This is a genomic window from Flavobacterium sp. P1_E4, assembly GCF_056405915.1.
Genome location: NZ_JBFUBE010000002.1, coordinates 245,070 through 271,886 on the forward strand (window position 1 = coordinate 245,070; position 26,817 = coordinate 271,886).

Annotated in this window: 22 protein-coding genes; 11 read left to right on the forward strand and 11 right to left on the reverse strand. The window is 34.8% G+C overall.

The genetic code is table 11. The features are described from left to right. Positions 1-67: 67 nt before the first annotated feature. Complete coding sequence (locus tag AC1DY0_RS02845) at positions 68-739, forward strand: ATP-binding cassette domain-containing protein (RefSeq protein ID WP_477187165.1); 672 nt, start codon at positions 68-70, stop codon at positions 737-739. Here the strand turns inward: AC1DY0_RS02845 and AC1DY0_RS02850 are convergent. Further along, positions 736-1,518 carry an alpha/beta fold hydrolase gene (locus AC1DY0_RS02850; RefSeq protein WP_477187166.1) on the reverse strand — a complete coding sequence of 261 codons (783 nt, stop codon included), beginning with the start codon at positions 1,516-1,518 and terminating at the stop codon, positions 736-738. The genes AC1DY0_RS02845 and AC1DY0_RS02850 overlap by 4 nt on opposite strands. Before the next feature lie 88 nt (positions 1,519-1,606). On the opposite strand from AC1DY0_RS02850, the gene AC1DY0_RS02855 reads away from it, so the two are divergent. After that, complete coding sequence (locus AC1DY0_RS02855; RefSeq protein ID WP_477187167.1) at positions 1,607-2,815, forward strand: AbiH family protein; 1,209 nt, start codon at positions 1,607-1,609, stop codon at positions 2,813-2,815. 55 nt (positions 2,816-2,870) lie between these two features. Here the strand turns inward: AC1DY0_RS02855 and AC1DY0_RS02860 are convergent, their stop codons facing one another. The 5 genes from AC1DY0_RS02860 to aceB all read right to left on the reverse strand — a co-directional run bounded on the left by AC1DY0_RS02860 (position 2,871) and on the right by aceB (position 9,873). Continuing rightward, positions 2,871-3,677 carry a TIGR00266 family protein gene (locus AC1DY0_RS02860; protein WP_477187168.1) on the reverse strand — a complete coding sequence of 269 codons (807 nt, stop codon included), beginning with the start codon at positions 3,675-3,677 and terminating at the stop codon, positions 2,871-2,873. A gap of 434 nt (positions 3,678-4,111) precedes the next feature. Beyond that, positions 4,112-5,014 (reverse strand): alpha/beta fold hydrolase, encoded by a 903-nt coding sequence (locus AC1DY0_RS02865; RefSeq protein ID WP_477187169.1) that lies wholly within the window; start codon positions 5,012-5,014, stop codon positions 4,112-4,114. A 5-nt stretch (positions 5,015-5,019) separates the two neighbouring features. Continuing rightward, entirely contained in the window at positions 5,020-6,312 is a 1,293-nt protein-coding gene (locus tag AC1DY0_RS02870; protein ID WP_477187170.1) for an aminopeptidase P family protein, read from the reverse strand. A gap of 611 nt (positions 6,313-6,923) precedes the next feature. Then, positions 6,924-8,204: an isocitrate lyase gene (aceA, locus tag AC1DY0_RS02875; protein WP_477187171.1), complete on the reverse strand. Its 1,281-nt coding sequence runs from the start codon at positions 8,202-8,204 to the stop codon at positions 6,924-6,926. Positions 8,205-8,271: 67 nt separating this feature from the next. Beyond that, on the reverse strand, positions 8,272-9,873 hold the full coding sequence (gene aceB / locus AC1DY0_RS02880) for a malate synthase A (RefSeq protein WP_477187172.1): 1,602 nt from the start codon (positions 9,871-9,873) through the stop codon (positions 8,272-8,274). Between the two features lie 120 nt (positions 9,874-9,993). On the opposite strand from aceB, the gene AC1DY0_RS02885 reads away from it, so the two are divergent. Further along, complete coding sequence (locus tag AC1DY0_RS02885; RefSeq protein WP_477187173.1) at positions 9,994-11,475, forward strand: helix-turn-helix domain-containing protein; 1,482 nt, start codon at positions 9,994-9,996, stop codon at positions 11,473-11,475. A 60-nt stretch (positions 11,476-11,535) separates the two neighbouring features. On the opposite strand, the gene AC1DY0_RS02890 is transcribed toward AC1DY0_RS02885, so the two are convergent. Next, positions 11,536-12,897, reverse strand: a complete 1,362-nt coding sequence (locus AC1DY0_RS02890; protein WP_477187174.1) for a hydroxymethylglutaryl-CoA synthase family protein — start codon at positions 12,895-12,897, stop codon at positions 11,536-11,538. Between the two features lie 396 nt (positions 12,898-13,293). Between AC1DY0_RS02890 and AC1DY0_RS02895 the strand changes: the two genes are divergently transcribed. From AC1DY0_RS02895 to AC1DY0_RS02915, 5 genes are all read left to right on the forward strand, one after another. Then, positions 13,294-13,959, forward strand: coding sequence for a succinate dehydrogenase cytochrome b subunit (locus tag AC1DY0_RS02895; RefSeq protein ID WP_477187175.1), 666 nt, complete (start codon positions 13,294-13,296; stop codon positions 13,957-13,959). Between the two features lie 12 nt (positions 13,960-13,971). Continuing rightward, on the forward strand, positions 13,972-15,981 hold the full coding sequence (locus AC1DY0_RS02900) for a fumarate reductase/succinate dehydrogenase flavoprotein subunit (RefSeq protein WP_477187176.1): 2,010 nt from the start codon (positions 13,972-13,974) through the stop codon (positions 15,979-15,981). Positions 15,982-15,988: 7 nt separating this feature from the next. Further along, positions 15,989-16,750 (forward strand): succinate dehydrogenase/fumarate reductase iron-sulfur subunit, encoded by a 762-nt coding sequence (locus tag AC1DY0_RS02905; RefSeq protein WP_477187177.1) that lies wholly within the window; start codon positions 15,989-15,991, stop codon positions 16,748-16,750. Between the two features lie 180 nt (positions 16,751-16,930). Next, positions 16,931-17,785 (forward strand): hypothetical protein, encoded by an 855-nt coding sequence (locus AC1DY0_RS02910; protein WP_477187178.1) that lies wholly within the window; start codon positions 16,931-16,933, stop codon positions 17,783-17,785. A 144-nt stretch (positions 17,786-17,929) separates the two neighbouring features. Next, entirely contained in the window at positions 17,930-18,694 is a 765-nt protein-coding gene (locus AC1DY0_RS02915) for an amidohydrolase (RefSeq protein WP_477187179.1), read from the forward strand. Here AC1DY0_RS02915 and AC1DY0_RS02920 read toward each other — a convergent pair. Next, complete coding sequence (locus tag AC1DY0_RS02920) at positions 18,686-20,368, reverse strand: Ig-like domain-containing domain (protein WP_477187180.1); 1,683 nt, start codon at positions 20,366-20,368, stop codon at positions 18,686-18,688. The genes AC1DY0_RS02915 and AC1DY0_RS02920 overlap by 9 nt on opposite strands. Positions 20,369-20,618: 250 nt before the next feature. Here AC1DY0_RS02920 and AC1DY0_RS02925 point away from each other — a divergent pair, with 250 nt between their 5' ends. Genes AC1DY0_RS02925 through AC1DY0_RS02935 form a run of 3 tightly spaced genes read left to right on the forward strand, consistent with a single transcriptional unit; the run spans position 20,619 to position 22,572 of the window. Next, the gene (locus AC1DY0_RS02925; protein WP_477187181.1) at positions 20,619-21,071 is read left to right on the forward strand and encodes a 6-pyruvoyl trahydropterin synthase family protein; all 453 of its coding nucleotides are present in this window, start codon (positions 20,619-20,621) and stop codon (positions 21,069-21,071) included. Positions 21,072-21,085: 14 nt separating this feature from the next. Continuing rightward, complete coding sequence (locus AC1DY0_RS02930; protein ID WP_477187182.1) at positions 21,086-21,841, forward strand: UDP-2,3-diacylglucosamine diphosphatase; 756 nt, start codon at positions 21,086-21,088, stop codon at positions 21,839-21,841. Positions 21,842-21,891: 50 nt separating this feature from the next. Next, positions 21,892-22,572: a GNAT family N-acetyltransferase gene (locus tag AC1DY0_RS02935; protein ID WP_477187183.1), complete on the forward strand. Its 681-nt coding sequence runs from the start codon at positions 21,892-21,894 to the stop codon at positions 22,570-22,572. A gap of 8 nt (positions 22,573-22,580) precedes the next feature. Here AC1DY0_RS02935 and AC1DY0_RS02940 read toward each other — a convergent pair whose 3' ends face one another. The 3 genes from AC1DY0_RS02940 to recJ are packed head-to-tail and all read right to left on the reverse strand — an operon-like array spanning position 22,581 to position 26,810. Further along, positions 22,581-23,795, reverse strand: a complete 1,215-nt coding sequence (locus AC1DY0_RS02940) for a cytochrome c3 family protein (protein WP_477187184.1) — start codon at positions 23,793-23,795, stop codon at positions 22,581-22,583. Positions 23,796-23,840: 45 nt separating this feature from the next. Then, on the reverse strand, positions 23,841-25,109 hold the full coding sequence (locus AC1DY0_RS02945) for an MFS transporter (protein WP_477187185.1): 1,269 nt from the start codon (positions 25,107-25,109) through the stop codon (positions 23,841-23,843). Between the two features lie 12 nt (positions 25,110-25,121). Then, complete coding sequence (gene recJ, locus AC1DY0_RS02950; RefSeq protein WP_477187186.1) at positions 25,122-26,810, reverse strand: single-stranded-DNA-specific exonuclease RecJ; 1,689 nt, start codon at positions 26,808-26,810, stop codon at positions 25,122-25,124. Positions 26,811-26,817: the final 7 nt, after the last annotated feature.

Consider the following 26,817-nt stretch of genomic DNA (forward strand, 5'->3'; position numbering starts at 1 on the left):
CATGGTGTTTTACTTTTGTTTTTTTGGCAGTTTGCTCTTTTGTTTTTAATTTGATAAAAAAGTTATTTTGAAAAATCATTTATTAGAGATTGATAGCGTTCAAAAATCTTTTGACAACAAAAATATATTGTCGGATGTTTATTTAAAATGCAAAACAAAAGATATCATTGGTCTTCTTGGGAGAAATGGTTCGGGTAAATCGACTTTTCTGAAAATTATTTTTGGGATTACTTCTGCCGATTTTAAGTTTGTTAGAATTGATGGTCATGTAAAAACCAAGACTAAGGACTTACTTGATGAAATCAGTTATTTGCCTCAGGATAATTGCATTCCCAAAGTGTTTTCGGTTAAAAAAGCGATACAATTATCAGTTCCGAAGGAGAGGATTTTGGAGTTTTGTGCAGATAAAATCATTGCCACAATGTTAGATAAGAAGGTTTCCCATTTGTCCGGAGGGGAATTACGGTATTTAGAAATTAAAATGATCCTCAATAATTCCTCAAAATTTGTTTTGTTAGATGAACCTTATAATGGTTTGTCCCCTTTGATGGTTGAGAAAGTGAATCAATTAATAGTTGAGAATTCAAAAACTAAGGGCGTTATTATTTCTGATCATAACTACGAAAATGTAATCAAAGTGTCAAACAAATTGGTTTTGCTCAAAGAAGGTAAGGCACATCATCTGCTTTGTAAAGAAGAACTTGTAGAAAAAGGATATTTGAAAGAAGGGATGCTTTAGATTGATTTTATAAAAGAAGCTAAAACAATAAGTAATTCATCTTGATTTTCAATAGAACTCATGTGACCATCTGCAAAAGTGACCAATTCAACATCTGTGTTTTTTATTTGTTCCAGGTTTTCTACGTAATTAAGAACAGGATCTTTTTTGCCTAGAATTAATAATTTGGGATAGGTAGTTGTATGTAAAAGAAACTCTCTGTCTTTACGTATTTTCATTCCTTCAAGTGAAGCTACGATTCCTTGTAGAGGAGTTTTTATAGCTTGAATTTTTACACCTTCAATTTCATTACTTAGAATTTCTCTATTGTCTTCGCTAAATAAATTGGCAATGGAAAGTCTGATGAAGGTTTCGTAATCTTTCTTAACGGCTTTGATGGCCCGGTCTCTGTTTTTCTTTCTTTCGGGGCTGTCTTCCTTAGAGGTAGAGTTGAGCAATACTAATCCTTTCATTTTTTCGGGATACAATTCGGCGAAAGCCAAAGCAACGTATCCTCCCATGGAATGTCCCACAAGAATGGCTTTTCGAATTCGTAATTTGGATAAAACTTCGTGAACCATATCGGAGTTTTCTTCCATCGTTTGGATATATCCTAAACTTTCGGTTTCCCCGTGTCCCAATAAATCGATGGTTATGATTCTATTTTTTTTACTTAATTCATTAATAAAAGCATCCCACATGGTTTTGTTTTCCAAAAAACCGTGCAACAAAACTACTGCAGTTCCTTTTCCAGTATCTGAGTATGAAATTTGTGTGTTTTTGTAGAGAAGTGTTTCCAATGGGATAAGGTTTATGTTGATAGATTACAATTGCAAAATTAATTTTTTAAATTCCTAAATGCTATATTTGAAGAAAGCATTTTAGAATATGGCTAAAATTTTAATTACAGGGAATGGATTTGATTTATTTCATCATTTGCCAACAAAATATGGGCATTTCATTTCAATAATGATGGCCATTGAAGGCAATATATATGGTACTAATGTGTCTTTTGAAGAATTATTTGGGAAGGTATTTAAAGAAAGATATCCATCTGACTATAATTCATTAGAAGAAAATTACAATTCGATTAATATTGAATTCAGTTATGAAAAATTAAATCGAATAAAACAACTTCTAGAGACCAATCTTTGGTATAAACATTTCAAAGATATTTTAGAAATAGATACTTGGATTGATTTTGAAATGGAAATTGAAAATATTTTGAATCAATTTGTAATATTTAATAAGCATGAGGATAAAAGATCTGTGGAAAATAACGCATTTGAAGATCATTTATTTGCCTTTACAGATTTTGAATTGTTTCAAATAATACAAAAGAAATCTGTTGGTCAAATTCCTTTTAGCTTAAATGAAAGATACATTAACAGACGAAAAAAAGTTCTTGATATAAAAAAAATGTTGGAAGATTTGGCAAAATCATTTGAGGATTTTGTTGTAATTTTTAATCGTTATTTAGTTGATGTTGTAAGTGTTTTCTATGTTGAAATAAGACAGAAATTGGAAATTCCATTTCATTTAATGAATGAGATTTACACATTTAATTATACTCCTACATTTGAAAATGTGTATAAAGTTGATAAATCAAAAGTCGTTTATTTACATGGAGAAATAAATGAAGATTGTAGTAGTCAAAATTTAGTGTTTGGGGTAAGTGAGATATCACAAGACGTCAAAAAAACTAAAGCATATGATTTTACTAAATATTATCAAAGGATAAAGAAAAACTCTAATAGAAAGTTTATTGAGATACCGGATAAAAAAAGCGGACTTGATGAGACAATTTTTTATATAATAGGGCATTCTTTGGATGAATCAGATAAAGTATATATTTTAGACTTATTTAAGTTTTTAGAATTTGACTTAAGTGCAAATTCTAAAATATGCATATTTTATCACAGTGCTCATGACAGAGAACATAAATTGAAAAATTTATTCAATATAATAGATAAGAATGTTGTTATTGAAATGAACAAGATGGGTCGGCTTTATTTTGTCAAATTAGATATTGAAAATATTCATCGAGAATTTAGTCGTGAAATTTTCATTGGTGGAGATTCCTTTTTCGTTTTATAAAATAAAAACGGCTCCCATTCCTGAAAGCCGTATATGATTTTTTATTTATAAAAGCTTAAAATCGATTATCCCCATCCAAAAGATTTCCGATTCCGCCCAATAAACTTCCTTCATCACGACCGCTTCCTCCTGATCTTGGTGCCGATGCAATGATCCTGTCTGCCAATCTACTGAAAGGCAATGATTGGATGTAAACTGTTCCCGGTCCTTTCAAGGTGGCGTAAAACAAACCTTCTCCTCCAAAAATAGAGTTCTTGATTCCGCCTATAAATTCAATATCATAATCGACATCTTTTGTAAATCCGATGATGCAACCTGTATCCACTTTTAGAACTTCACCGTGCGCTAATTCTTTTTTAGCCATTGTTCCACCAGAATGTACAAATGCCATTCCGTCTCCTTCTATTTTTTGCATGATGAAACCTTCACCTCCAAAAAAACCACGACCGAGTTTTTGGGAGAATTCTATTCCAACCGAAACACCTTTGGCAGCGCATAGGAAAGAACTTTTTTGGCAGATAAATTTCCCTTGAAATTGTGTCAAATCAATCGGAAGTATTTTTCCGGGATATGGAGAGGCAAACGAAACTTTGCTTTTGGTGTTGCCTTGATTCAGGAATGCTGTCATGAATAAGCTTTCGCCTGTAAGAACTCTTTTTCCGGCATTCAAAAGTTTACCGAATAAACCACCCGAACCTGATTGCGCAGAACCGTCTCCAAATATGGTTTCCATCTGGATATTATTTTCCATCATCATAAAACTGCCCGCTTCGGCAATTACGATTTCCTGCGGATCCAATTCTATTTCCACATACTGCATTTCTTCTCCAAAAATCTGATAATCTATTTCGTGTGCTTGCATGATTTCTCTAATTTAAGTTTTTGAATAAGTCGAATTTAAACTCAGAATGTTACAGCTTAATTAAGGAGGGCAAACCGGCAAAGTACTAGTTGTAAAGATGTCTCTATCAAAATCCGATTGCAAGAACCGTAAATGGTATTGCAAGAACCATAAATCAAGTTGCAAGAACTATAAATGAGAATGCAAGAACCATAAGTGAAGTTGCAAGAACCGTAAATGAAGTTGCAAGAACTATAAATGAGAATGCAAGAATCATAAGTGAAGTTGCAAGAACCGTAAATGAAGTTGCAAGAATCATAAATGAGAATGCAAGAACCATAAGTGAAGTTACAAGAATCATAAATGAGATTAGCACTCCATTTACTTATTTTATAGAAACAAAAAAACGGCTCCCATTACTGAAAGCCGTTTCTGAAATCTATAAAATCAATTGTTTAACTTTTTAAAAAAGCTTCAATTGTGTCAAAATACTTTTCTTTTGCGTCAAGCCAACCATAGTGTTTGCAATTTTCAAGCAGCACCATTTTTGAATTTGGAAATGCTTTTAAACTAATTTCCCCAATTTCCTTGCTAATGATATCTTGCTTTCCTTGAATGATTAAAACAGGATTCTTGAAATTGGAAAGCTTGTTTTTGCAGTCGAAATTTGTTTTTTGCATATCACCCCACAACAATGAATTTATGGTCGAATTGCCTTGTGTTAATCTTTCGGCAATGATGGGGACAAATTTTCTATCGTAAACATAAGCAGGCGCCATGGCTCTTCCTCTGCCAATCCTAGCAGTGTAAGTCGTGTCACCTTTTTCGATTTTGTCATTCCAATAGTTCAAAGAATCTTTCTCTATTTTGCTTAAGCCAGCTTCAATAAGGTTTTCGCCTTTTAGCAAACTCAAATCTACTCCGCCAGAAGATGACAAAATTAATTTATCAATACTGTTTGGGTAAATTGTGGCATAATAAGAAGCCAACATTCCGCCAAAAGAATGACCGAGTATTGTCCACTTTTCAATTTTCAAATGTTTTCTTAATGACTCAATATCATCGGCCATTAATTTCATCGTAATCGTTTTGTTGTTTAATTCTTTAAGGGTTGATTTTCCTGTCCCCCTTTGGTCATAAATAATGGTTTGATATTTCTCTGCCAAAATTTTTGCCATAGGTTCAAACCCATTGCTATTCATTCCGGGGCCACCATTTATTATTAAAATTGGTGCACCCTTGCTAAATATTTTATAATAGGTTTGACTGGAATCTTCGTTTTTTGCAAAACCATCGGTTTGGGCAAATGTGTGTCCAAAAAGAGATAGGAAGACAAATAGGAATATTTTTTTTATCATATAAATTAAGAATTCATCAAACTTTCGATTTCTTCCACTTCAATCGGGATGTTTCTCATTAAGTTGAAAGGTTCTCCTTTTTCCTGAACCACGACATTGTCTTCCAAACGAATTCCGAAACCTTCGGCAGGGATATAAATTCCAGGCTCAACTGTGAAAACCATATTGGCTTTCATAGGCTCGTGCAATAATCCGTAATCGTGCGTGTCCAATCCCATGTGGTGAGATGTTCCATGCATGAAATATTTTTTGTACGCTGGCCATTCCGGGTTTTCATTTTGAACATCGGCTTTGTCAATCAATCCCAAACCTAGCAATTCTGAAGTCATAATTTTACCCACTTCTACATGATATTGTTTCCAAAGAGTTCCTGGAGTAAGCATTTTGGTTGCTTCGTTTTTAACTCTCAAAACAGCATTGTAAACCGCCTTTTGTCTCTCAGAATAACGTCCCGAAACTGGAATAGTTCGTGTTAAATCACTGGAATAATTGGCATATTCGGCTGCAACGTCAAGCAAAATCAAATCACCGGCTTTGCATTGTTGGTTGTTTTCGATGTAATGTAAAACATTGGCATTATTTCCTGAAGCAATAATAGGCGTGTAAGCAAAACCTTTGGAACGGTTGCGAATGAACTCGTGGATCAATTCAGCTTCGATTTCGTACTCGGTTACGTTTGGTTTTACGAATGACAACAATCTTCGGAAACCTTTTTCGGTGATGTTACAGGCGTTCTGGATTAAATCAATTTCTTCGGTTTCTTTCACAGAACGAATGCGTTGCAAAATTGGGTTGCTTTTTGCAACTTGATGTGCAGGATATTTGTCTTTCCACCATTTAATGAAACGAGCTTCACGGGTTTCGGTTTCAACAGAAGCACGATAATGTTCGTTGGTATTGATGTACATAATATCAGAATATGTCATCATTTCGTTTAAGATTTTCTCGAAATCTTGTAACCAATACACAGTTTTAATTCCTGAAACTTCAAAAGCGCGGTCTTTGGTCAGTTTTTCACCTTCCCAAACAGCAATATGAGCGCTGGTTTCTTTTAGGAATAACATTTCTCTTTGGTTCTCATAAGGAGCATCCGGGAAAAGTAATAAGATGCTTTCTTCTTGGTCTACACCAGATAAATAAAAGATATCGCGGTGTTGTGCAAATGGCAATGTACTATCTGCAGAAACGGGATAAATATCATTAGAATTAAATACTGCTACACTATTAGGCTTCATTTGAGCCATGAATTTTGCTCTGTTTTTTATAAAAAGGGCGCTGTCAATTTGGTGGTATTTCATACGTATTTGTATTTATTAATTTTTTATTGGAATATGGTATTGCCACTTTTCTATTGATTTTGTGATTTGAAATTGTGGCAACTTCAGTTTAAAACAATTTTAGGTATTGAATCATCAAAAATAGTAACTTTAAGAATGTAATTAGTATATGTATAGTTTTTTTTAAGATTTTAATAATGGCTTTGAATAGACGGGAGTTTATTATTGTTTTTTGAAGCAGAAAGATTAGGCATTTTTAGTAGGCATTGGTCCCGCTATTCGTTGCAATCCACGCCCAAAAGCGTGGGATTTTCACTGCTATCGGGGCTAAAGGGAGATATTTTGCATTTTTGTTGTGATCCTAAAAAGAAAATGGAGATAATCTAACTTACAGTATAATAGTAATTATTTGCACTAAAGTTCTTGTTTTACGACTTGCGTGAGGGATAGAGCAAGGCGCCATAGCGCTCGTGATAGCCCGACCGCATAAAGCAAAGGGCCTAATGAGCGRTATTATCAGTAGGCCCTTTGCTTTATGGGGTCACGCCCGAATGATTTTTGTAATTATCCGTTAATAAAAAAAGCACGAAGAAATGGGGGTTCTCCGTGCTTTATTAAAAAAGTATTTAGATTTAAAACTGCGCTACTTCGGTAGAATCTTTCATAGCTGTTGTAGAAGATTTTCCTGTCGTTACAGTGTTTTGTACAGCATCAAAATAGGATGTGCCAACAAAATTTTGGTGTTTTACGGCTTTGAAACCGTGTTGTTGCAAAGCGAATTCTCTTTCCTGCAATTCAGAATAGCCGGCCATTCCTCTTTCTTTGTAAGCTTTGGACAATTCGAACATACTGGTGTTCAAGGCGTGGAATCCAGCCAAAGTAATGAACTGGAATTTGTAGCCCAGAGCAGCCAAGTCTTCCCTGAAAGTTTCCATTTCGGCAACGGATAATTTGGCCGCCCAGTTGAATGAAGGCGAACAGTTGTAAGCCAGCATTTTTCCAGGGAATTTTTTGTGAATTGCATCAGCAAATTGTTTGGCATAGGCCAAATCAGGGTTGCTGGTTTCCATCCAGATCAAATCGGCGTATGGAGCATAACTCAATCCGCGGTCAATTCCTTGCTCCACACCACAGTTTACATAGAAGAATCCTTCGGCTGTTTTTTCACCTGTTATGAATTTGGCATCTCTCGGATCGATATCGCTGGTCAATAAATTGGCAGCATCAGCATCAGTTCGCGCAACGATGAGCGTTGGTGTTCCCATTACATCGGCAGCCAGTCTAGCAGCGATTAGTTTATTGATGGCTTCTTGAGTAGGTACCAAAACTTTCCCTCCAAGATGTCCGCATTTTTTGGCAGAGCTCAATTGATCTTCAAAATGAACTCCAGAAGCACCCGATTCAATCATCGATTTCATCAACTCGAACGCATTTAGATTACCTCCAAAACCGGCTTCGGCATCGGCAACTATTGGAACCAAATAGTCCTTTTTGTCAGTTGTTCCGTTAACCACTTGTATTTGATCGGCGCGCAAAAGTGCGTTGTTGATTCTTTTCACAACCAAAGGAACGCTGTTCGCAGGATATAAGGATTGGTCAGGGTACATTTCGCCCGCCACATTGGCGTCGGCTGCCACTTGCCAGCCACTTAGGTAAATGGCTTCCAGTCCAGCTTCCACTTCTTGAATGGCTTGGTTTCCTGTAAGTGCGCCCAATCCTGCCACAAAATCTTGCGAATTGAGTTTGTTCCATAATTTGGTTGCTCCCATTCTGGCAATGCTGTGTTCAATTTGATAAGATCCTTGAAGATTAACAACTTCTTCGGCGGTGTACGGTCGTTCGATTCCTTTCCATCTTGGGTTTGTAATCCAGTCGGTAACTAATTCTTGAATTCTTGTCTCGGTTGTTTTCATGGTCGTTGTTTAATAGCGTTTGTTGGTTATTTATTTTGGATGGTTTTTTACATTTTGCAATTAATGTTTACAGGTATTTATATCCGATTAGGGTTAGAAATTCTATGAAATTTTCATTGACTACTAAAGTGTCGAGCAGTTGTTCTGCCAGATGATAGTTTTGTTTCTCGTGGTTTTCATCACCGACAATTTTTTTGATTTTCTCAAATTCTTCCATTGCCAAGCGGTGATAATAATCTTCGGTAAGTGTTTTGTTGTTGTCCAAAATCACTTCGTTTTGAAGCCATTGCCATAATTGAGATCTTGAGATTTCAGCAGTTGCGGCATCTTCCATTAAATGGTGTAAAGCAGCTGCGCCTTGTCCGTTGAGCCAAGAGGCGATATAGAGAACCGAAATGCTGATGTTTTTTCGAACACCATCTTCGGTAATGGTTCCTTTTGGGACTGCCAGTAAATCTTCTTCGACTACATTTACATCTTCTCTTTTTACATGAATCTGGTTTTGAGTAGGCATGTATTTATCAAAAACAGATTGGGCCAAGGGAACCAAATCGGGATGGGCAACCCAAGTTCCGTCATGTCCATTTTGAACTTCTCTTCGCTTGTCTGTTACTACTTTGTCAAAGGCAATATTATTGGCTTCTTCGTCATTCTTGATTGGAATTTGCGCTGCCATTCCGCCAATTGCGTGTATGTTTCTCTTGTGACATCTTTGAATAACTAATTGTGAATAGGCACTCATAAAAGGCGAAGTCATAGTTACCTGGTCGCGATTTGGAACAAGAAAGGTTTTGTTTTTTCTTAATTTTTTGATGAAAGAAAAAATGTAATCCCATCGTCCACAATTCAATCCTACGATATGATCTCTTAATTCGAAGATGATTTCGTCCAGCTGAAAACTAGCTGTAATCGTCTCTATTAATACGGTTGCTTTGAAAGTTCCGTTTTGTTCGCCTAAATATTCTTGTGCAAATTCGAAAACCTCGTTCCACCATCTTGCTTCGAGATAATGCTCCAATTTTGGTAAATAGAAATAAGGAGCAGTTCCGTTTTTGGTTAATTCCTCGTGATTATGGAAAGCGTATAATCCAAAATCAACTAGAGAACCAGATGTTTCTTGACCGTCGATAAGTATGTTTTTTTCATTCAAATGCAATCCACGAGGTCTTACAATTAAAACTGCTGTCTTATCTTTTAGTGCGTATTTTTTATTTTTTATTGGATCTTCAAGAGTTATGGTTTTGTTTACAGCATCGATCAGGTTTTGTTGCCCTTCCATTAAATTACTCCAAGTAGGGGAAGTGCTATCTTCAAAATCGGGCATAAATGTTTTGGCTCCAGAATTGAGTGCGTTGATGACCATTTTACGATCCACAGGGCCTGTGATTTCTACTCTTCGGTCTAGTAAATCCCTTGGAGTAGTTGCGGCTACCCAATTGCTTTCTCTAATCATTCTTGTTTCCGGTTGGAAACAAGGTAGAGCTCCAGCATCAAATAAGACCTGTTGTTTTTTTCGGTCTTCTAATAACGAAAGTCTTTTGCTATTAAATTTTTGATGTAATTCAGTTAAGAATTCAATGGCGCTATCCGTCAATATTTCAGGATACTGCTGTGTGATTCCATTTGTTATTTGGAACTTTTTTTCGATGGTTTCTGTGTGGTTTTTCATAACTAGTTCATTTTGATACTGCAATACTACAAAAAGTTTTTTACAAAACAAGCGAACGTTCGCTAAAAATTAAAAATAATTTTTTTGAGGTTTTTCTTTTTTTAGTTTATCTTTGATTTTATGAATATGGAAAAAGATTATATCAAGTTGATTTTTGGGCTTAAACTCAAGCAGGCTCGAACAAATAAAGATTTGTCATTATTTGGCTTGGCCAAAATAACGGAGCTTTCGAAATCGTATTTGAACGAAATTGAAAAGGGAAAAAAATATCCTAAAACGGAAAAAATTATTCTTTTGGCGGAGAAATTGGACGTGACCTACGACCATATGGTGTCATTGAAACTCGATAATAATCTTGCGCCGATTGGGGAAATATTAAAATCAGGAATTTTGAAGGAGATTCCGTTGGATCTTTTTGGAATTCAAGAGGCAGATCTAATTGATATTATTGCCAATGCTCCCGCCAAAGTCAATGCCTTTATCAGTACCATTATTGAAATAGCACAGCATTATAACTTAACTCGTGAAAGCTTCTTCTTGGCCTCATTGCGTTCTTATCAAGAAGCACATAATAATTACTTTGAGGAGCTTGAGGAAAAAGTATTGTTGTTTTGCAAAGCATTTCATATTGATGGAGAAACCATTATTTCTATAGATGAATTGTCTGCGATATTGATTGAAGAATATGGCTACACCATAAAAGAAATTGTTTTTTCTGAGCAAGAAGAATTGGGTGATTTGAGATCTATTTTTGTACCAAAAAGTAAAACATTACTACTTTCGATAGGTATTGATGATTCTCAAAAAGCATTTATTTTGGCCAAAGAAATAGCGTATAATTTTCTTGAAATCAAAGAAAGACTGTATACTTTCAGCTGGATCAAGTTTGATAATTTTGATCAGGTTCTTAATAATTTTTATGCTTCTTATTTTGCGGGAGCGTTACTTATTCCTAGAGAGCGATTAATAAATGAGTTGAATTTGTTTTTATCAAAAACAGATCCAAAACCGCAAGAAATGATTCAGTTGATGAATAAATTTACGGTTTCGCCAGAGTCATTTTATCAGCGACTGACCAATATTTTGCCAAAGGATTTTCAAATAAAAAATCTGTTTTTCCTTCGTCTTTCCCATGAAATTGGAACTGATACCTATCAGATAAAGAAAGAATTGCATATTACGAATCAGCAGGAACCTCATGCCAACGAAATGAATGAGCATTATTGCAGAAGATGGGTTTCCATAAAAACGATTGTGGAGTCTTTGAAGCAGAAGAAAGAGCACTTTTTTGATGCGCAGATTTCACGCTATGAAAATAGTAATAATGAGTATCTCGTTTTTTCATCGGCTACTCCAGATCCTTTTAAGAAAAACTGTTTGCGAAGTATTTCGGTTGGAATTTTGATAACGCCTTCCATTAAGAAAAAGTTTAAATTTATTGAGGGCAATTCGGTGCAAAGACAATTGGTTGGGGTGACTTGTGAAACTTGCTCGGTGCAAAATTGTTTAGAGAGAGCCTCACCACCAATTCATTTGGAACAAAAAGTTAGAAATGAAAAAACTGATGCGACAGTTCAGGAATATATAGCTAAATACAGTTAAAGCAAAAGAGCCACGAATGGATTTGTTTCGTGGCTCTTTTTTATATTGTTATTCTCAGTATTAATCTACCCATTTATAATAACGGGCACCAATTAGATTTGGAATTTCAGTTTCTATTCGGTCCAAAATCCATTCGTTTTTAGGTTCTTGGATACTTTGTTTCTGTTCCTTTTTGTGTAGTTTTTCATAAGTTTCAAAATCAATTTCAAAACTGTTTTCAAGTGTTTCAAAAAGAGCAACATTGCTTATGGCTGATTTCCATTCCGGTTGAATTGTTCCTTCAAAAACTTTGGATTTGGAACCACTTCCGTAGGCTAAAAAACCGAATTTTTCGGATGCGATTTCTTTTTTTGTATCGTAGAAATGAGCCAGAGTAGAGAGTAGTCCCATAAAAATGGATCCAGTATATAAGTTTCCGATTAAAGAAGACGCTAATTCTGCAGGCTGTAATTTTTCAGAAACAAATGTTTTATAATAATCAGATTTGCTGATTTCTTTTAATTTGTTCAGGTATTCTGAAGCAGTTTCTTCTCCAGAAAGAATAGGAGTAGAAGCATCCAAAGCATATATTTCAGATAACATTCTTCGACCTTGAAAAGCATAAGGTAAATGCATTACAATGCTTGTCCAGTTATTATAGACAGTTTCGGTTGTGTTTTTTATTTTTTTGAATGAAAAATAAGCTTCTCTTGTTCGATCCATATAACATTGGTTCGAATATTGACCATCAAAAACAGGTTGGTCTTTGTGGATTTCAATTTCGCTTTCTAAATTATCAAACCAAGATTCGTTATTTGAATTTCCTGTGATTTCTTGTTTTGAAACCGTTCTATAAGGTTTGAAGAAATCAAAAACTCCTTTTGTGCTTATTCCCCAATGATTCTCAAAACTAATGATTCTTGGGTTAGTAGAAATCAACATTGCTACAGCGCCAGCTCCCTGAGTATATTCACCAGTTGAATTCAAGTCGTATTTGGCAAAGTCTGTTGAGACAACAACTGCTTTTTTGGTTGGATTGAGTTGAACAAAATCAAGACAATTTTGCATAGCGTCAACTCCTCCAATACACGCAAAAGTGAAATCTACAACATCACATTCAGATAAAGAGTTCTCTCCGAATTTTTGTTCCATTAGAGAAATCAAAAAAGAACTTATAGGTTTTGAACTGTCAATAGCACTTTCGGTTCCGACATATATTCGCGCAATTTCATCTAATTTGATGTTGTTGTCTTGAATTAGTTTTGTCAAAGCATTGGCACCAAACACAACTGTGTCTTGATGAGTGTCGGGCAATGTCATTTTTAATAACCCTAGCCCTTTTTCGAGTTTTTCGGGTTCTATATTTCTAGCTAAGGCTAATGTTTTTATGGGTAAATGTAATTTTGCAACATCAAATGCAATAGCGTCAATTCCAGTTTTCATGAATAAAATTTAAAGCTGTAAAGTTAAAATTGCTTTTGCGAAATACAATGTTTTAAAGACTATAAAATGGCTAATCTTTAATTTTTAGGGAATAACTTGTAAACCTTGTTTTGGATTATAATATTGTTAGTTTTTTTAACTTTTGTCAATAAAAAAAAATTGGGTCCGTAATTTTAATGCGTTTTTTGAATTCAGGAACTGTTTAAGTACTTTTTTGTAAGTTGATGAAGAATAGCGGTTTAAAACTACGTATTTTTATACGTAGTTTATACGTATTTTTTAAGTACTTTAAAATCATTATAAATTGCGAAGTAAAATTGCATATTTGGTTGTTATTCTTTCTTAATTACCATAAATTTGTGGGACTTTTTAAAAAAATATAATATTTATATCATTATGGCAAAATCTACAATATTGAAGTCGTCTATAGCTAAGAAAGTAGCTATGGCGCTTTCAGGACTTTTTTTGATTTCGTTTCTATCGCTTCACTTCTTTATTAATTTCGTTTCCGTTTTTAGTAAAGATTCATTTAATGCGATGTCACATTTTATGGGCTACAACCCATTAATACAATATGTAATGCAGCCTGTTTTGGTTGCTGGTGTGGTTTTTCACTTCGTTATGGGATTCGTTTTGGAGCTGAAAAACAAAAGTGCAAGACCTGTTGCATATGTAAAATACGATGGTGCTGCAAATGCTTCATGGGCTTCTAGAAATATGATTATTTCTGGTTTGGTTGTGTTGGCCTTTTTAGGATTACATATGTATGATTTCTGGTTTCACGAAATAGTTTATAAATATGTAGAAGCAAATTCAATTGATGAAGCAAGATATTATCCTGAATTGGTGGCTAAATTTGAAAGCCCGGTTCGTACAGGATTGTATTGTGTTGCTTTCGTGTTATTGGCGTTACACCTTTGGCATGGTTTCACTTCTTCTTTGCAATCAGTTGGATTCGATAATAAAATTGGAAAGTCATTGCATAAAATATGTTATGCTTTTGCAATAATAGTTCCTTTTGGATTTATTTTCATTGCGCTATTTCATCATTTTAATAATTAATATCAATCTATAATGAAACTAGATTCTAAAATACCAGAAGGTCACATTTCACAAAAATGGACTGATTATAAAGATCACTTAAAGTTAGTTGCACCAAACAACCGACCAAAAATAGATATTATTGTAGTAGGGACAGGATTGGCTGGAGCTTCGGCAGCAGCATCTTTTGCCGAAATGGGTTATAATGTAAAAGCATTTTGTTATCAAGATTCTCCACGTCGTGCGCACTCAATCGCTGCACAAGGAGGTATCAACGCTGCAAAAAATTATCAAAATGACGGGGATAGTACTTTCCGTTTGTTTTATGACACAATTAAAGGAGGGGATTACAGAGCACGTGAAGCAAACGTTCACCGTTTAGCTGAAGTTTCTGGAAACATCATCGACCAATGTGTGGCTCAGGGAGTTCCTTTTGCACGTGATTACGGAGGAATGTTGGATAACCGTTCTTTTGGTGGTACACAAGTACAACGTACTTTTTACGCTGCTGGACAAACTGGACAACAATTATTATTAGGAGCTTATTCTTCTTTATCAAGACAAATCGGTTTAGGAAAAATCGATATGTACAACCGTCACGAAATGTTGGAATTGGTAAAGGTTGATGGAAAAGCTCGTGGAATCATTGCCCGTAACTTGATTACTGGAGAATTGGAAAGACATTCTGCTCACGCTGTAATTATTGCAACAGGAGGATACGGAAACGTTTATTTCCTTTCTACAAATGCAATGGGATCGAACGTAACTGCTGGTTGGAAAATTCACAAACAAGGAGCTTTGTTCGCAAATCCTTGTTACGTACAAATTCACCCAACTTGTATTCCAGTTCACGGAACTAATCAATCTAAATTGACATTGATGTCTGAGTCGTTAAGAAACTCTGGACGTATTTGGGTTCCAAAGAAAAAAGAAGATTCAGAAGCTATTCGTGCTGGTAAATTAAAACCAGTTCAAATTGCTGAAGAAGATAGAGATTACTACTTAGAAAGAAAATATCCAGCATTTGGAAATTTAGTTCCTCGTGATGTTGCTTCAAGAGCAGGAAAAGAAGTTTGTGACGAAGGTCGCGGAATTGAAGCAAATGATACCAATGAAGGAGTTTATTTGGATTTCGCCACAGAGATTCAATCTAAAGGAAAACAAACGGCTTTCGCCAAAGGAAATCATAATCCTTCTCAAGAAGAAATCCTTACTTTAGGGAAAAAATGGTTGGAAGAAAAATATGGCAACTTGTTTACTATGTACCAAAAAATTACGGATGAGAATCCTTATGAAACTCCAATGAAAATTTATCCTGCGGTTCACTACACAATGGGTGGAGTTTGGGTTGATTATAACTTACAATCTACTATTCCAGGTTGTTTCGTTGCTGGAGAAGCTAACTTCTCAGACCACGGAGCGAACCGTTTAGGAGCTTCGGCTTTGATGCAAGGTTTGGCTGATGGATATTTTGTATTGCCATACACCGTTTCTAATTATTTGGCTGATGATATTCGTACTGGAAAAATCGCTACTGATTTGCCAGAATTCGTAGCTGCTGAAAATAATGTAAAAGAGCAAATCAATAAATTCTTGTCTAATAATGGATCTAAAACTGTGGATCATTTCCACAAACGTTTAGGTCATATTATGTGGAATAAAGTAGGAATGGGTCGTAATGAAAAAGGTTTAACTGAAGCCATTGCCGAAATTGCTACTTTGAAAGAAGAATTCTATAAAGAAGTTTATGTTCCTGGTAGTTCAGACGAATTGAATCCTGAATTAGAAAAAGCACTTCGTGTTGCCGATTTCATCGAATTAGGACAATTGATGGCTATGGATGCTTTGCAACGTAAAGAATCTTGTGGTGGTCACTTCCGTGAAGAGTATCAGGATTCTGAAGGAGAAACGCTTCGTGATGACGAAAACTTCTCGTTTGTGGGAGCTTGGGAAAACAAAGGATACGATGTTACAAAATCGGAACTTCACAAAGAGGAATTGAAATACGAGTTTATTAAAATAGCCGCAAGAAATTACAAATAAAAAAATTATGAGCGCAGCAAAAAATATCAATATAAGCCTTCAAATTTGGCGTCAAAAAAACTCCAAAGAAAAAGGAAAAATGGAAACATACAAATTGAACGATGTCTCTACGGCTAGTTCATTTTTGGAAATGTTAGACCAATTGAATGAACAATTAGTAAACGAAAGAAAAGAGCCAATTGCATTTGACCACGACTGTCGTGAAGGAATTTGCGGAATGTGTTCTTTGTATATCAATGGACGTGCACACGGACCAGATACTGGAATCACTACTTGTCAATTACACATGAGAATGTTCAACGACGGGGATACGATTGTTATCGAACCTTGGCGTTCTGCAGCTTTTCCTGTAATTAAGGATTTGATTGTAGATAGAACTTCTTTTGATAGAATTCAACAAGCTGGTGGTTTCGTTTCAGTAAATACTTCTGGAAACACTATCGATGCTAATGCAACTCCAATTAACAAACAAGATGCGGATAAAGCATTTGAAGCTGCGGCTTGTATTGGTTGTGGTGCTTGTGTAGCAACTTGTAAAAATGGTTCAGCTATGTTATTTGTTGGAGCAAAAGTATCTCAATATGCTTTGTTGCCACAAGGACGTGTTGAAGCTACAGATCGTGTATTGAACATGGTACGTCAAATGGACGAAGAAGGTTTTGGTAACTGTACTAACACTGGAGCTTGTGAAATCGAATGCCCAAAAGGAATTTCTTTGGAAAACATTGCTCGTATGAATAGAGAATATCTATCTGCAAGTTTGAAATAGTACTTCAAATATTTTTTAATATCAAAAACGTCTCAATTTATTGGGGCGTTTTTTTTTGTAAAGTACAAAAAATCTTAATATTTTATTTGTATTTGAAAAGGATAATCTTCATATTTGTACATAATAATTTACAAAATTTTTAAAAAGATAATATTGTCTATAAAAATCAATTTCCTTTATATGAAAAACAAATTCCTAATATTGTTGGTTACTTCATTTTTAATAAGTTGTTCTAATGATTCAGCAACAGATGATTCACAAAACACATCACCATCTACAGGCAGAATAAAAAAAGTTGAAGAAATTCAAAACGATGTGGTAATAAAAACAAGTGATTATGAATATAACAGTTTAGGAGATATATCTAAGTTAACTATTAAAGATGTTTTGAAATCGTATCAAACAAGTTTTAATTATGACTCTTCTAATAAAATGATTAGTTGGAATTTAAGAGAATACTACATATCAAGTCCTTCTGATTTTATAGAGCAAATGAATTCGCTCGAGTACACTAACGGATTAGTTACCAACATTTGCATTAAAAGAAATGAAACTGAGTCGGATGTTTTAACGAATTCAATGGATAGAATTAGTTTTTCGTATTCAGGAGCGGAACTAACTTCAATACAGCATTATATTCAAATTACCAATTCTGAAACAGCAGATTGTTCTGATGTCACAGATGTGGATAATGAAGAATTTTTTGAATATTCTAATGGAAATTTAGTTCGTTATGAAGCGCCTGGCACTGGTTTCTCAGATGAATATTATAAAATTGAATATGACAATGGAAATAATTATCTATCTGGAATAAAACCAGATGCATTTAGATACGCTTTAGGGAATCAATATTCTGTAAATAATAGAAAAAAAGTAAATGTATATGATTCTTATAATGATGAGCTCACGGCAACTATTGTATTTGAAAATACTTATGATAAAAATAATAATCTTGTAAAAGCTGTAGAAAAATATTATTATGTGGGGAGTACAAGTCCTTCTAATATAACGACGATGAACTATTATTATTACTAATAATAAAGTTTAAAGTCAACATCAGAAAATTGGAAAGTTTAAACAACGCATCCCTTCATTGGGATGCGTTGTTTTTGTTTATATAAACCTTTGTGAATCTCTTTTTATCTTTGCGTATCTTTGTGTAACAGCAAAGTATTCAAAATGAAACTCGCACTTATACAATCCTCATTGTTTTGGGAAAACCCAGAAAAAAACAGAAAAAAACTCGGAGAAAAAATCAATGCAATTTCCGAAAGTGTTGATTTAATTGTGCTTCCCGAAATGTTTACTTCGGGATTTACCATGCAGCCCAATGATGTTGCCGAAACGATGCAAGGCGAAACGATTACTTGGCTAAAAGATTTGGCGAAAGCCAAAAATGCAGCCATTACAGGAAGTCTTGTTATTATTGAAAAAGATAATTTCTACAACCGATTGGTTTTTGTTTTCCCTTCAGGCGAAATTCAGTTTTACGACAAAAGGCATTTGTTTACTTTGGCAGGAGAAGACCAAGTCTATACATCTGGTAGCAAAAAATTAATTGTTGAATATAAAGGATGGAAAATTTGTCCGTTGATTTGTTATGATTTGCGTTTCCCTGTTTTTTCTAGAAATGTAGAGGAATACGATTTGCTGATTTATGTTGCCAATTGGCCAGAAATAAGGATAAAAGCTTGGGATGCTTTATTAAAGGCACGTGCCATAGAGAACATGAGTTATACCATTGGAGTCAATAGGATTGGGAAAGATGATAACAATTTTCACTATAATGGACATTCCCAAGTAGTTAATTTCTTGGGAGATTACATTATGGAGCCAATAGAGACAAAAGGTGTTTTTATTGTCGAATTAAATAAAGCCGAGTTGCTCTTAGTCAGAAAAAAGTTTAGTTTTTTAAGTGATCAAGATTCTTTTTCGCTAAAATGAGCTACTTTTTTTTCCTTTTTCTTTCTCCTTTGGGATTTTCTTCTTAGGTTCTGGGACATAAGGAAGACTTAAGTCAAAAGTCTCTTCCCAATCAAAATTAGCGTGAAGATTTATTTCCTTAGAAGAGTAGATTACTTCTTCAGCTTGTCGTTTTTCAAGATAATTTCCAGTATCCCATACCTTGTTTTTATTGTCATCATAAATTACTCTAACCGTGTATGTTTCTGGCTCTAGTGAATTGAATTCAATTCTTGTTTTATTATCGGTATATTCGCTGGCTTTGACTATATCTCCTTTTTCATTTGTCAATTCAATTATAATCGGAAAACGTTTTACATTTTTTAAATTCATTAAAATATTTCCATAATCTGCTAGATTTCGTGTACTCGTTTTAAATGATAAAGTATCATTTGTTTTTTCAAAAAAATCGGTAACAGCGCCAGGCATCAATTTCAAAGTGTATTTCTGGGCTTCTTCTATTTTAAAATCGACATATAATTGTTGAGTGTATTCATCGTATGCAGTTGTAAATGCAACGTCAGTCGAATCTTTGTTAACAAGTTTCATTTTTGATTTGTCAAAATTCACCAAAGGAGTACTGGATTCCAAAGTAAATCGATCTCTAAAATTCAAATTTCCACTTTGAACGGCCTTAATACTCAAAGTATCATTTTTTTGTTTTTTGATTTTAAAAGTAAAGTCTTTTTGGTACTTGTCTTTTGCGATATTTAGCGAAAGGGAATCCACTTTCAAAGGTTTGTACCAGACTTGTAAAGAATCCTTTTTTTCTATTTTTGTAACTATTGAAGGTACAATTTCACCATTGTTTTTCAAAGTGATTTTGGCTATTTCACCATTGCTATTCGGGTTTCCTTCATAACCTACAATTAATCTATTTCCAGAAGCTTGGCTTGGTTTAAGGGCCTTGAAAGGTAATACTTCCTTAAATAATTCCAATTCAAAAACAGTGTCATTGGGAATCGTTACAATTTGTTTGTTAAACCCAATTCGGTCTGATTTTGGATTGAACTTATTATTGCTATTATTATCTTTCATAGCAACCAAAAAGTATTTCCCCGCTTTTAAATTCTCCAATCGGAATGTTTTCAAGCTATCCAAAGTATTGGTAATATATCTAGGATTCTCTTTATAAACGGTAGAATCATTAAATTTTTCATTTGCTTCATAAAGCATAATTGAAACAAATGAGGCAACCTCTTTGTCATAAGCATCTTTTACCCTTCCGCCAAGAGCCAAGGAATCGATATAATCTCCCGTAGAAAACACATATTTAAATTGGTTAAATGGATTTCCTTCGTTATTATCGGCAATACTTTGCCCAAAATTTAGGCTATATGTCGTGTTGGGTTGTAGTGTGTCATTTATGGTGATGGTCAATACTTTTGTTGCAGTCGTTGGAGTAATCAACGGTTCATTCTTCATTGGAGGCGAAATAATCAATTGCTTGTTTAGGTTTTTAAGCTTGATATTTTCGTCAAAAGTAAGTTTGATTTTATTGCCTTGAAATTTAACCGAATAATTTTCAGGGAAACTATATTTTAATGTTGGAGCAATGGTGTCTTTCGCACCACCAGTAATGGCACCTCTTTTGGCACAACTAATAAAAAAAAGTAGAACTAAAAAAGGAATATATTTAAAATGTTTTTTGAACATAATGAACTAAAATTTGATTCTACAAAATAACAATTATATTTACTGTAATCGAAATATTTCACGAATTATTAGGAGCTATTTCCTGCTATCCGCTTGTATCTTTTTATAAGGTGAAGAAAAATCACCTTATAAAAGGTAATTGCGAAAGCAATTTGAATATCAGGGCTAGTAATTGCTAACGAGGGAATCCCATTTTAAAAGACCATTTCTCATACTTATTCATTAAATTTGCAACCAAAATAGATCTTCAATGAGCAATATTAGAATTACCAAACAATTTAATTTTGAAACCGGTCATGCTTTATACGGATATGACGGGAAATGTAAAAATGTGCATGGTCATAGTTATAAGTTATCGGTTACCGTTATTGGGAAGCCAATTACGGATCGGAACAATGTGAAGTTTGGTATGGTCATTGATTTTTCGGATTTAAAAAAAATTGTAAAAGAAGAGATTGTCGATCAATTTGATCACGCTACCGTTTTCAACGAAACGACTCCACATATCGAGTTGGCAAACGAATTAAAAAACCGTGGTCATCACGTAATTTTAGTAGATTATCAGCCAACCAGTGAGAATATGGTAGTCGATTTTTCCCAAAGAATCATCCGTAGGTTGCCTCAAAACATTCAACTTTTCTCTTTGAAATTGCAGGAAACAGAGTCTTCATTTGCCGAATGGTTTGCAAGCGACAATCAATAATTTATACGTAGTTCATGCAATTATCCAATAATAAAAAAATCTATTTTGCCTCCGATCAGCATTTTGGTGCGCCAACTCCAGAACTGAGTTTTCCAAGAGAGCAAAAGTTTGTCGCTTGGTTAAACGAAGTAAAAGACGATGCCGAAGCCATATTTCTTTTGGGTGATTTATTTGATTTTTGGTTCGAATATAAAACTGTTGTCCCAAAAGGCTTTGTTCGTATTTTAGGTAAGTTGGCCGAAATTCGAGATAGCGGTGTTCCAATTTATTTCTTTGTGGGAAACCATGATTTATGGATGGCCGATTATTTTGAAACCGAGTTGAATATTCCCGTTTATCACGATAACAGAGAATTTACTTTTGGAGACAAAACCTTTTTGATTGGTCATGGCGACGGAAAAGGACCAGGTGATTTAGGTTATAAACGTATGAAAAAAGTATTTACCAATCCGTTTTCAAAGTGGCTTTTCAGATGGCTTCATCCAGATATCGGAGTGAAATTGGCGCAATATCTTTCCGTAAAAAACAAACTTATCTCAGGTTCTGAAGACGTTAAGTTTTTAGGAGAGGAAAATGAATGGCTTATTCTTTATGCCAAACGAAAACTGGAAACCAAACATTATAATTATTTTGTTTTTGGTCACCGTCATTTGCCCATGATTAAGACTGTTGGTGAAAATTCAGAATATGTAAATCTTGGCGATTGGATCACCTATTTCACCTACGGGGTTTTTGATGGAGAAAAATTCGAGGTTAAAAAGTTTGAATAAATTCTGCAATTAATACAACTCACTTTCTGTATTTCATAAATAAAATTAAGATGGCAACTGGTAATCATAAATTAGACAATCCCGTTTGGTATTCAGTGTCCGAAACGCATAAAAATTTTGGAATTGATTTTGGAACTATAAAATTTTATCATCCCGACTATTGTCCTTTTGGAGGTTTTATTGCTCTTGATAATATGGAGCAGTTTATTTCTGAATACGCTAAACTAGCCAGTAATTTTTTTATTATTGGGCAGAAACCAAATGTGCCACACAGCCTAAAATTAAACAATGAATTAATTTGTTTACAAATGATTATTCATAATAAAATTGAAGGAGAAATCGAGGATCAGATTGTGAAATTAGAGGAGGAACACTTAGAAGATTTATTGGGATTGGTCAAAATTGTGTATCCCGAGTATTTTAAAAAGAAAACTTCTTCATTGGGAAATTATTATGGCATTTACAAAAACAATCAACTTGTCGCTGTAACTGGGGAACGAATGCAAATGGATGAATTCACCGAAGTAAGCGCTGTAATTACTCATCCGGAACATACTGGCAAAGGATATGCAAAGCAATTAGTTACTCATACTGCAAATGCTATCTTTGCAAAAAACAAAACACCATTTTTACATGTTGCAGAGTCCAATGTTGGAGCAATTAAGCTATATGAAAAATTAGGTTTTGAAACCAGAGCTAAAATAAGTGTTTGGAATATTGTCCAAAAGTAACAGCTAAATTATTTGTTTTCCGTCTTTGGATAGATTGCAATTTTATGTGTTCTTAAAATATAATTAGACATTTCTGCATTATTCGAAAGCTGAAAACGAATGGCATTCGATGATTTTTTTGTCATGTGACATTCCACACAATTATTAGCCAATAATGAGGCTGGCATTGTTTTAAGAGTAGCCGCACTATGTTTAATCTCTTGATGGCAAGACATACAAATTTTAGAATAAGAAGCTAGATTTTGAGATGCATTTTCATGTGGATTATGACAGGTAATACAATCCATTTTTTCGCTTTTGATAAAACATTTGCTTTGCGCCAATAATCGATATTGATTTCCGTGCACATCAAATTCAGTGGTGCTATTAGGATCGCTCATACTTCTCATATAATCCGTAAGATTATCTCCTGGTTTAAATTTGAAACGCGATTTTATTTTGATACCGTCATTTCCAGCATGGCAAAGAGCACAAGCATCTAATTTTTGCTGTCGGCTAAGAGATTGGTAGCTAACAATACTATTGGCCACTTTTACATTTGGATTTTTGAGATGAAACTCGGCGTGTTCTTTTGCTGGACCATGACAACGTTCACAGTCAATTCCATAAACGATTGTTTTTTTATTGATGACATCTTCAGTGTCCATAGTAAGAAAGCTGTTTTCTCTGGAACTTTGATCTACAGTTCGACTACTTATGTTAGAGCTGTGGCATGCATAACAATCTTTGACTACTTTTCGATCAAAATAAGGCTTGTCAGACGGAAAACCAGGGCTTGTTGCCCAACTATGTACTGATGTGTAATAAGAAAGTGGTAATTCGTAAGTATTATTATTGCGCCAATAAACAGAAGTTTGTGCATGCTTGGTTCCAAAAACAATTTCAAATCGATGGGTTTCCAATTCTTTACCATTTTTGTATAGAACCTGATAAAGGCTGTCATTGCGTTCCTCTACTACTAATTTGGTGTTTTTATCATAAATAAAAACAGGGTTCCCTTTGCTGAAATCACCCAAAACATTCTCTGGAATAGCAGGCGCTGTCGCTTTGGAATGCGAACTGTGAAAAGCTGATTCGTACTGCGTTTTATGACATTGAATACAACTTTCGGACCCAGCATAATCGGTTCCGCGAGGATCAATATATTCGTCTGATTTGTTGGTGCAACTCGTCAAAAAAGTTACCAGAGCTGCAATTGTAAAAAGTATTTTTGTTTTTCCCATTGCAGTAAATGTACTTTTTATTTGAATAAATTAGAAAGAAAATAATTATTCATGTTTTTCATGATCATCCATATCTTTTTGCAAATCTAATTTTCTAAATTCAGGAGACACTAATCCTGTGAAAACGACAATAAGAAGTGTCATACTTCCGCCAAATACAACAGCAGTAACAGTTCCCATTAGTTTTGCGGTTAGTCCGCTTTCAAAAGCACCCAACTCGTTTGAAGAACCTACAAATATTGAATTTACAGAGGCTACACGACCGCGCATGTGATCAGGAGTTTTAAGCTGTAAAATGGTTTGTCTGATAACCATGGAGATTCCATCAACAACTCCACTGAAAAATAGAGCTAAAAGCGAAATCCAAAAACTTGTAGAAAGACCAAATATGATGATGCAAACACCAAATAGGAAGATGGCGGTCAATAATTTCATTCCGGCATTTTTATTCACAGGAACGTAGGCTGTAAAAAACATGGTTAAAATAGCACCAACTGCTGGCGCTGCTCTTAGAAATCCAAATCCTTGAGGTCCTACTTTTAAAATATCTAAAGCAAAAATGGGTAGTAATGCTACCGCTCCTCCAAACAAAACGGCTGCCATGTCAAGGGTCAAAGCACTTAAAATAGATTTGTTGTTATAAACAAATTTGACTCCTTCCTTTAAACTCTCCATAACAGGTTCGCCAATTTTTGGATTCAAAATAGGCTTTTTTTCAATTTGAGTTAGTATTATTAAGGCAAAAAGAGAGCAGGCAAGAACCAAACACATTGACCAGTGAACTCCAATTAAATGAATAGAAAAACCTGCTACAGCTGGCCCCACAACAGAACCCACTTGCCATACGGAACTACTCCAAGTAGCTGCGTTTGAATATGCTTTTTTAGGAACAATTAATGCCAAAAGAGAGAAAACGGTTGGCCCTAAAAACGAACGGACAATTCCCCCAAAGAAAACTAGACCATAGATAGTATATAGTATAGTAGTTGTAGGCAAACCAGTATTTACCTTTGGCCAAGTGATTAAAAACAATCCTAAACTAATTACTGAGAACCCTAAAATGCATTTGGATAAAAGACTTTTTTTTTCATTTTGATCTACAAAATGTCCTGCGAATAATGACACAGCTATGGCTGGAATGATTTCCATTAAACCGATAATACCAAGCGAAAGTGCACTTTTCGTGATTCTATAAACTTCCCATTCGATGACGATAAATTGCATAGACCAGGCAAAAACCATGGCAAAACGAATAAGCAAAAAGGTGTTGAATTCTTTAAATCTCAGGGCTGCGTATGGATCGTTTTTTTTCATTTTAATCTTGAATTATTTTATGTCTTTTAATCGTAATTGAATGCTCACTTTGTCATTCCATTCATTTTCATCGATGCAATATACGGCATCAAATTCTTTTTGATTAGAGGTTAACTCTTTTTTATTCCCTAGTCCAAAGCCAATAGCGGTAAGGCCTTCGGAGTTATTTTTTTTTACAAATAACTTTAAGTGCTCATCTTCAGAACCTAGAGTTTTGGCATAACCAGTGTCTTTTATTTTTTTGGTTAAAAAAACAGGGGTCATATTTAATGGTCCAAAAGGCTCAAATTGTTTAAGAATCCGAATTAATTTTGGTGAAATGTCTTCAAAATTAATTTCGGCATCAATGGATATTTCGGGAGTTAACTGATCGGGATGAATAGTTTCTTGAACTGTTTTTTCAAATGCATTTTTGAAGGTTTGATAATTTTCTTCTTTTAGAGTCATTCCCGCAGCATACATATGTCCTCCAAATTGTTCCAAATGTTCAGAACAGGCCTCGAGGGCATTGTACACATCAAATCCTTTTACCGATCGTGCAGAAGCGGCATATTTATCACCACTTTTTGTAAAAACCAATGTGGGACGATAATAGGTTTCGATCAATCGGGAAGCAACAATTCCGATAACTCCTTTGTGCCAATCTTCTTGAAAAACCACCGAAGTAAAATTTTTCTCTTCCTGGTTTTGGGCAATTTGCTGTAGCGCTTCTTTGGTGATTTGTTTGTCCAAATCTTTTCGATCAGTATTGTATTGTTCAATTTCGGAAGCAAATTGTTGCGCTTGTTCAAAATCAAATTCAGTCAATAATTCGACGGCATGATTGCCGTGTTTGATTCGGCCTGCGGCATTGATTCGAGGTGCAATTATAAATACAACATCAGTAATGTCGAGTGTTTTCTTTTTTATTTGATGTATTAATGCTTTAATTCCTGGTCTTGGTTCCGCATTAATTACCTGTAATCCGAAATAAGCAAGTACACGGTTTTCGCCAGTCATTGGCACAATATCGGCAGCAATTGCGATGGCTACCAAATCAAGATATAATACCAAGTCTTCAATGGTTTGGTTTCTGTTGGCACCTAAAGCCTGAATGAGTTTGAAACCTACGCCACAACCACACAATTCGTCATAAGGATAGTCACAGTCTTCTCGCTTTGGGTCAAGAACAGCAATAGCTTCAGGTAAAATTGCTCCTGGCCTGTGATGATCACAAATGATGAAATCAATGTTTCGTTCTTTTGCGTAAGCGACATGATCTATGGATTTAATGCCACAATCCAGTGCAATGATGAGTGAAAATCCGTTGTCATCGGCAAAATCAATTCCTGCATAGGAGACTCCGTAACCTTCGTTATAACGATCCGGAATATAAGTGGCAATATTGGGGTAGTAGCTCTTCAGATACGAAGAAACAAGAGATACTGCAGTGGTTCCATCGACATCATAATCCCCGAAAACAAGTATGTTTTCTTGATTTGAGATGGCTTTTTCGATGCGGTCCACGGCTTTGTCCATGTCCTTCATTAGGTAAGGATCATGTAAATCGTCTAAACTTGGTCGGAAAAAAAGTTTTGCCTGTTCAAAAGTTTCAATTCCTCTTTGAATTAATAAAGCGGCGACAAATTCTTCTACATTTAAAGCTTGGGTTAGGTGCTTTATTTTTTCTTCAGCAGGTTTTGGCTTAAGTGTCCAACGCATTTTTTAT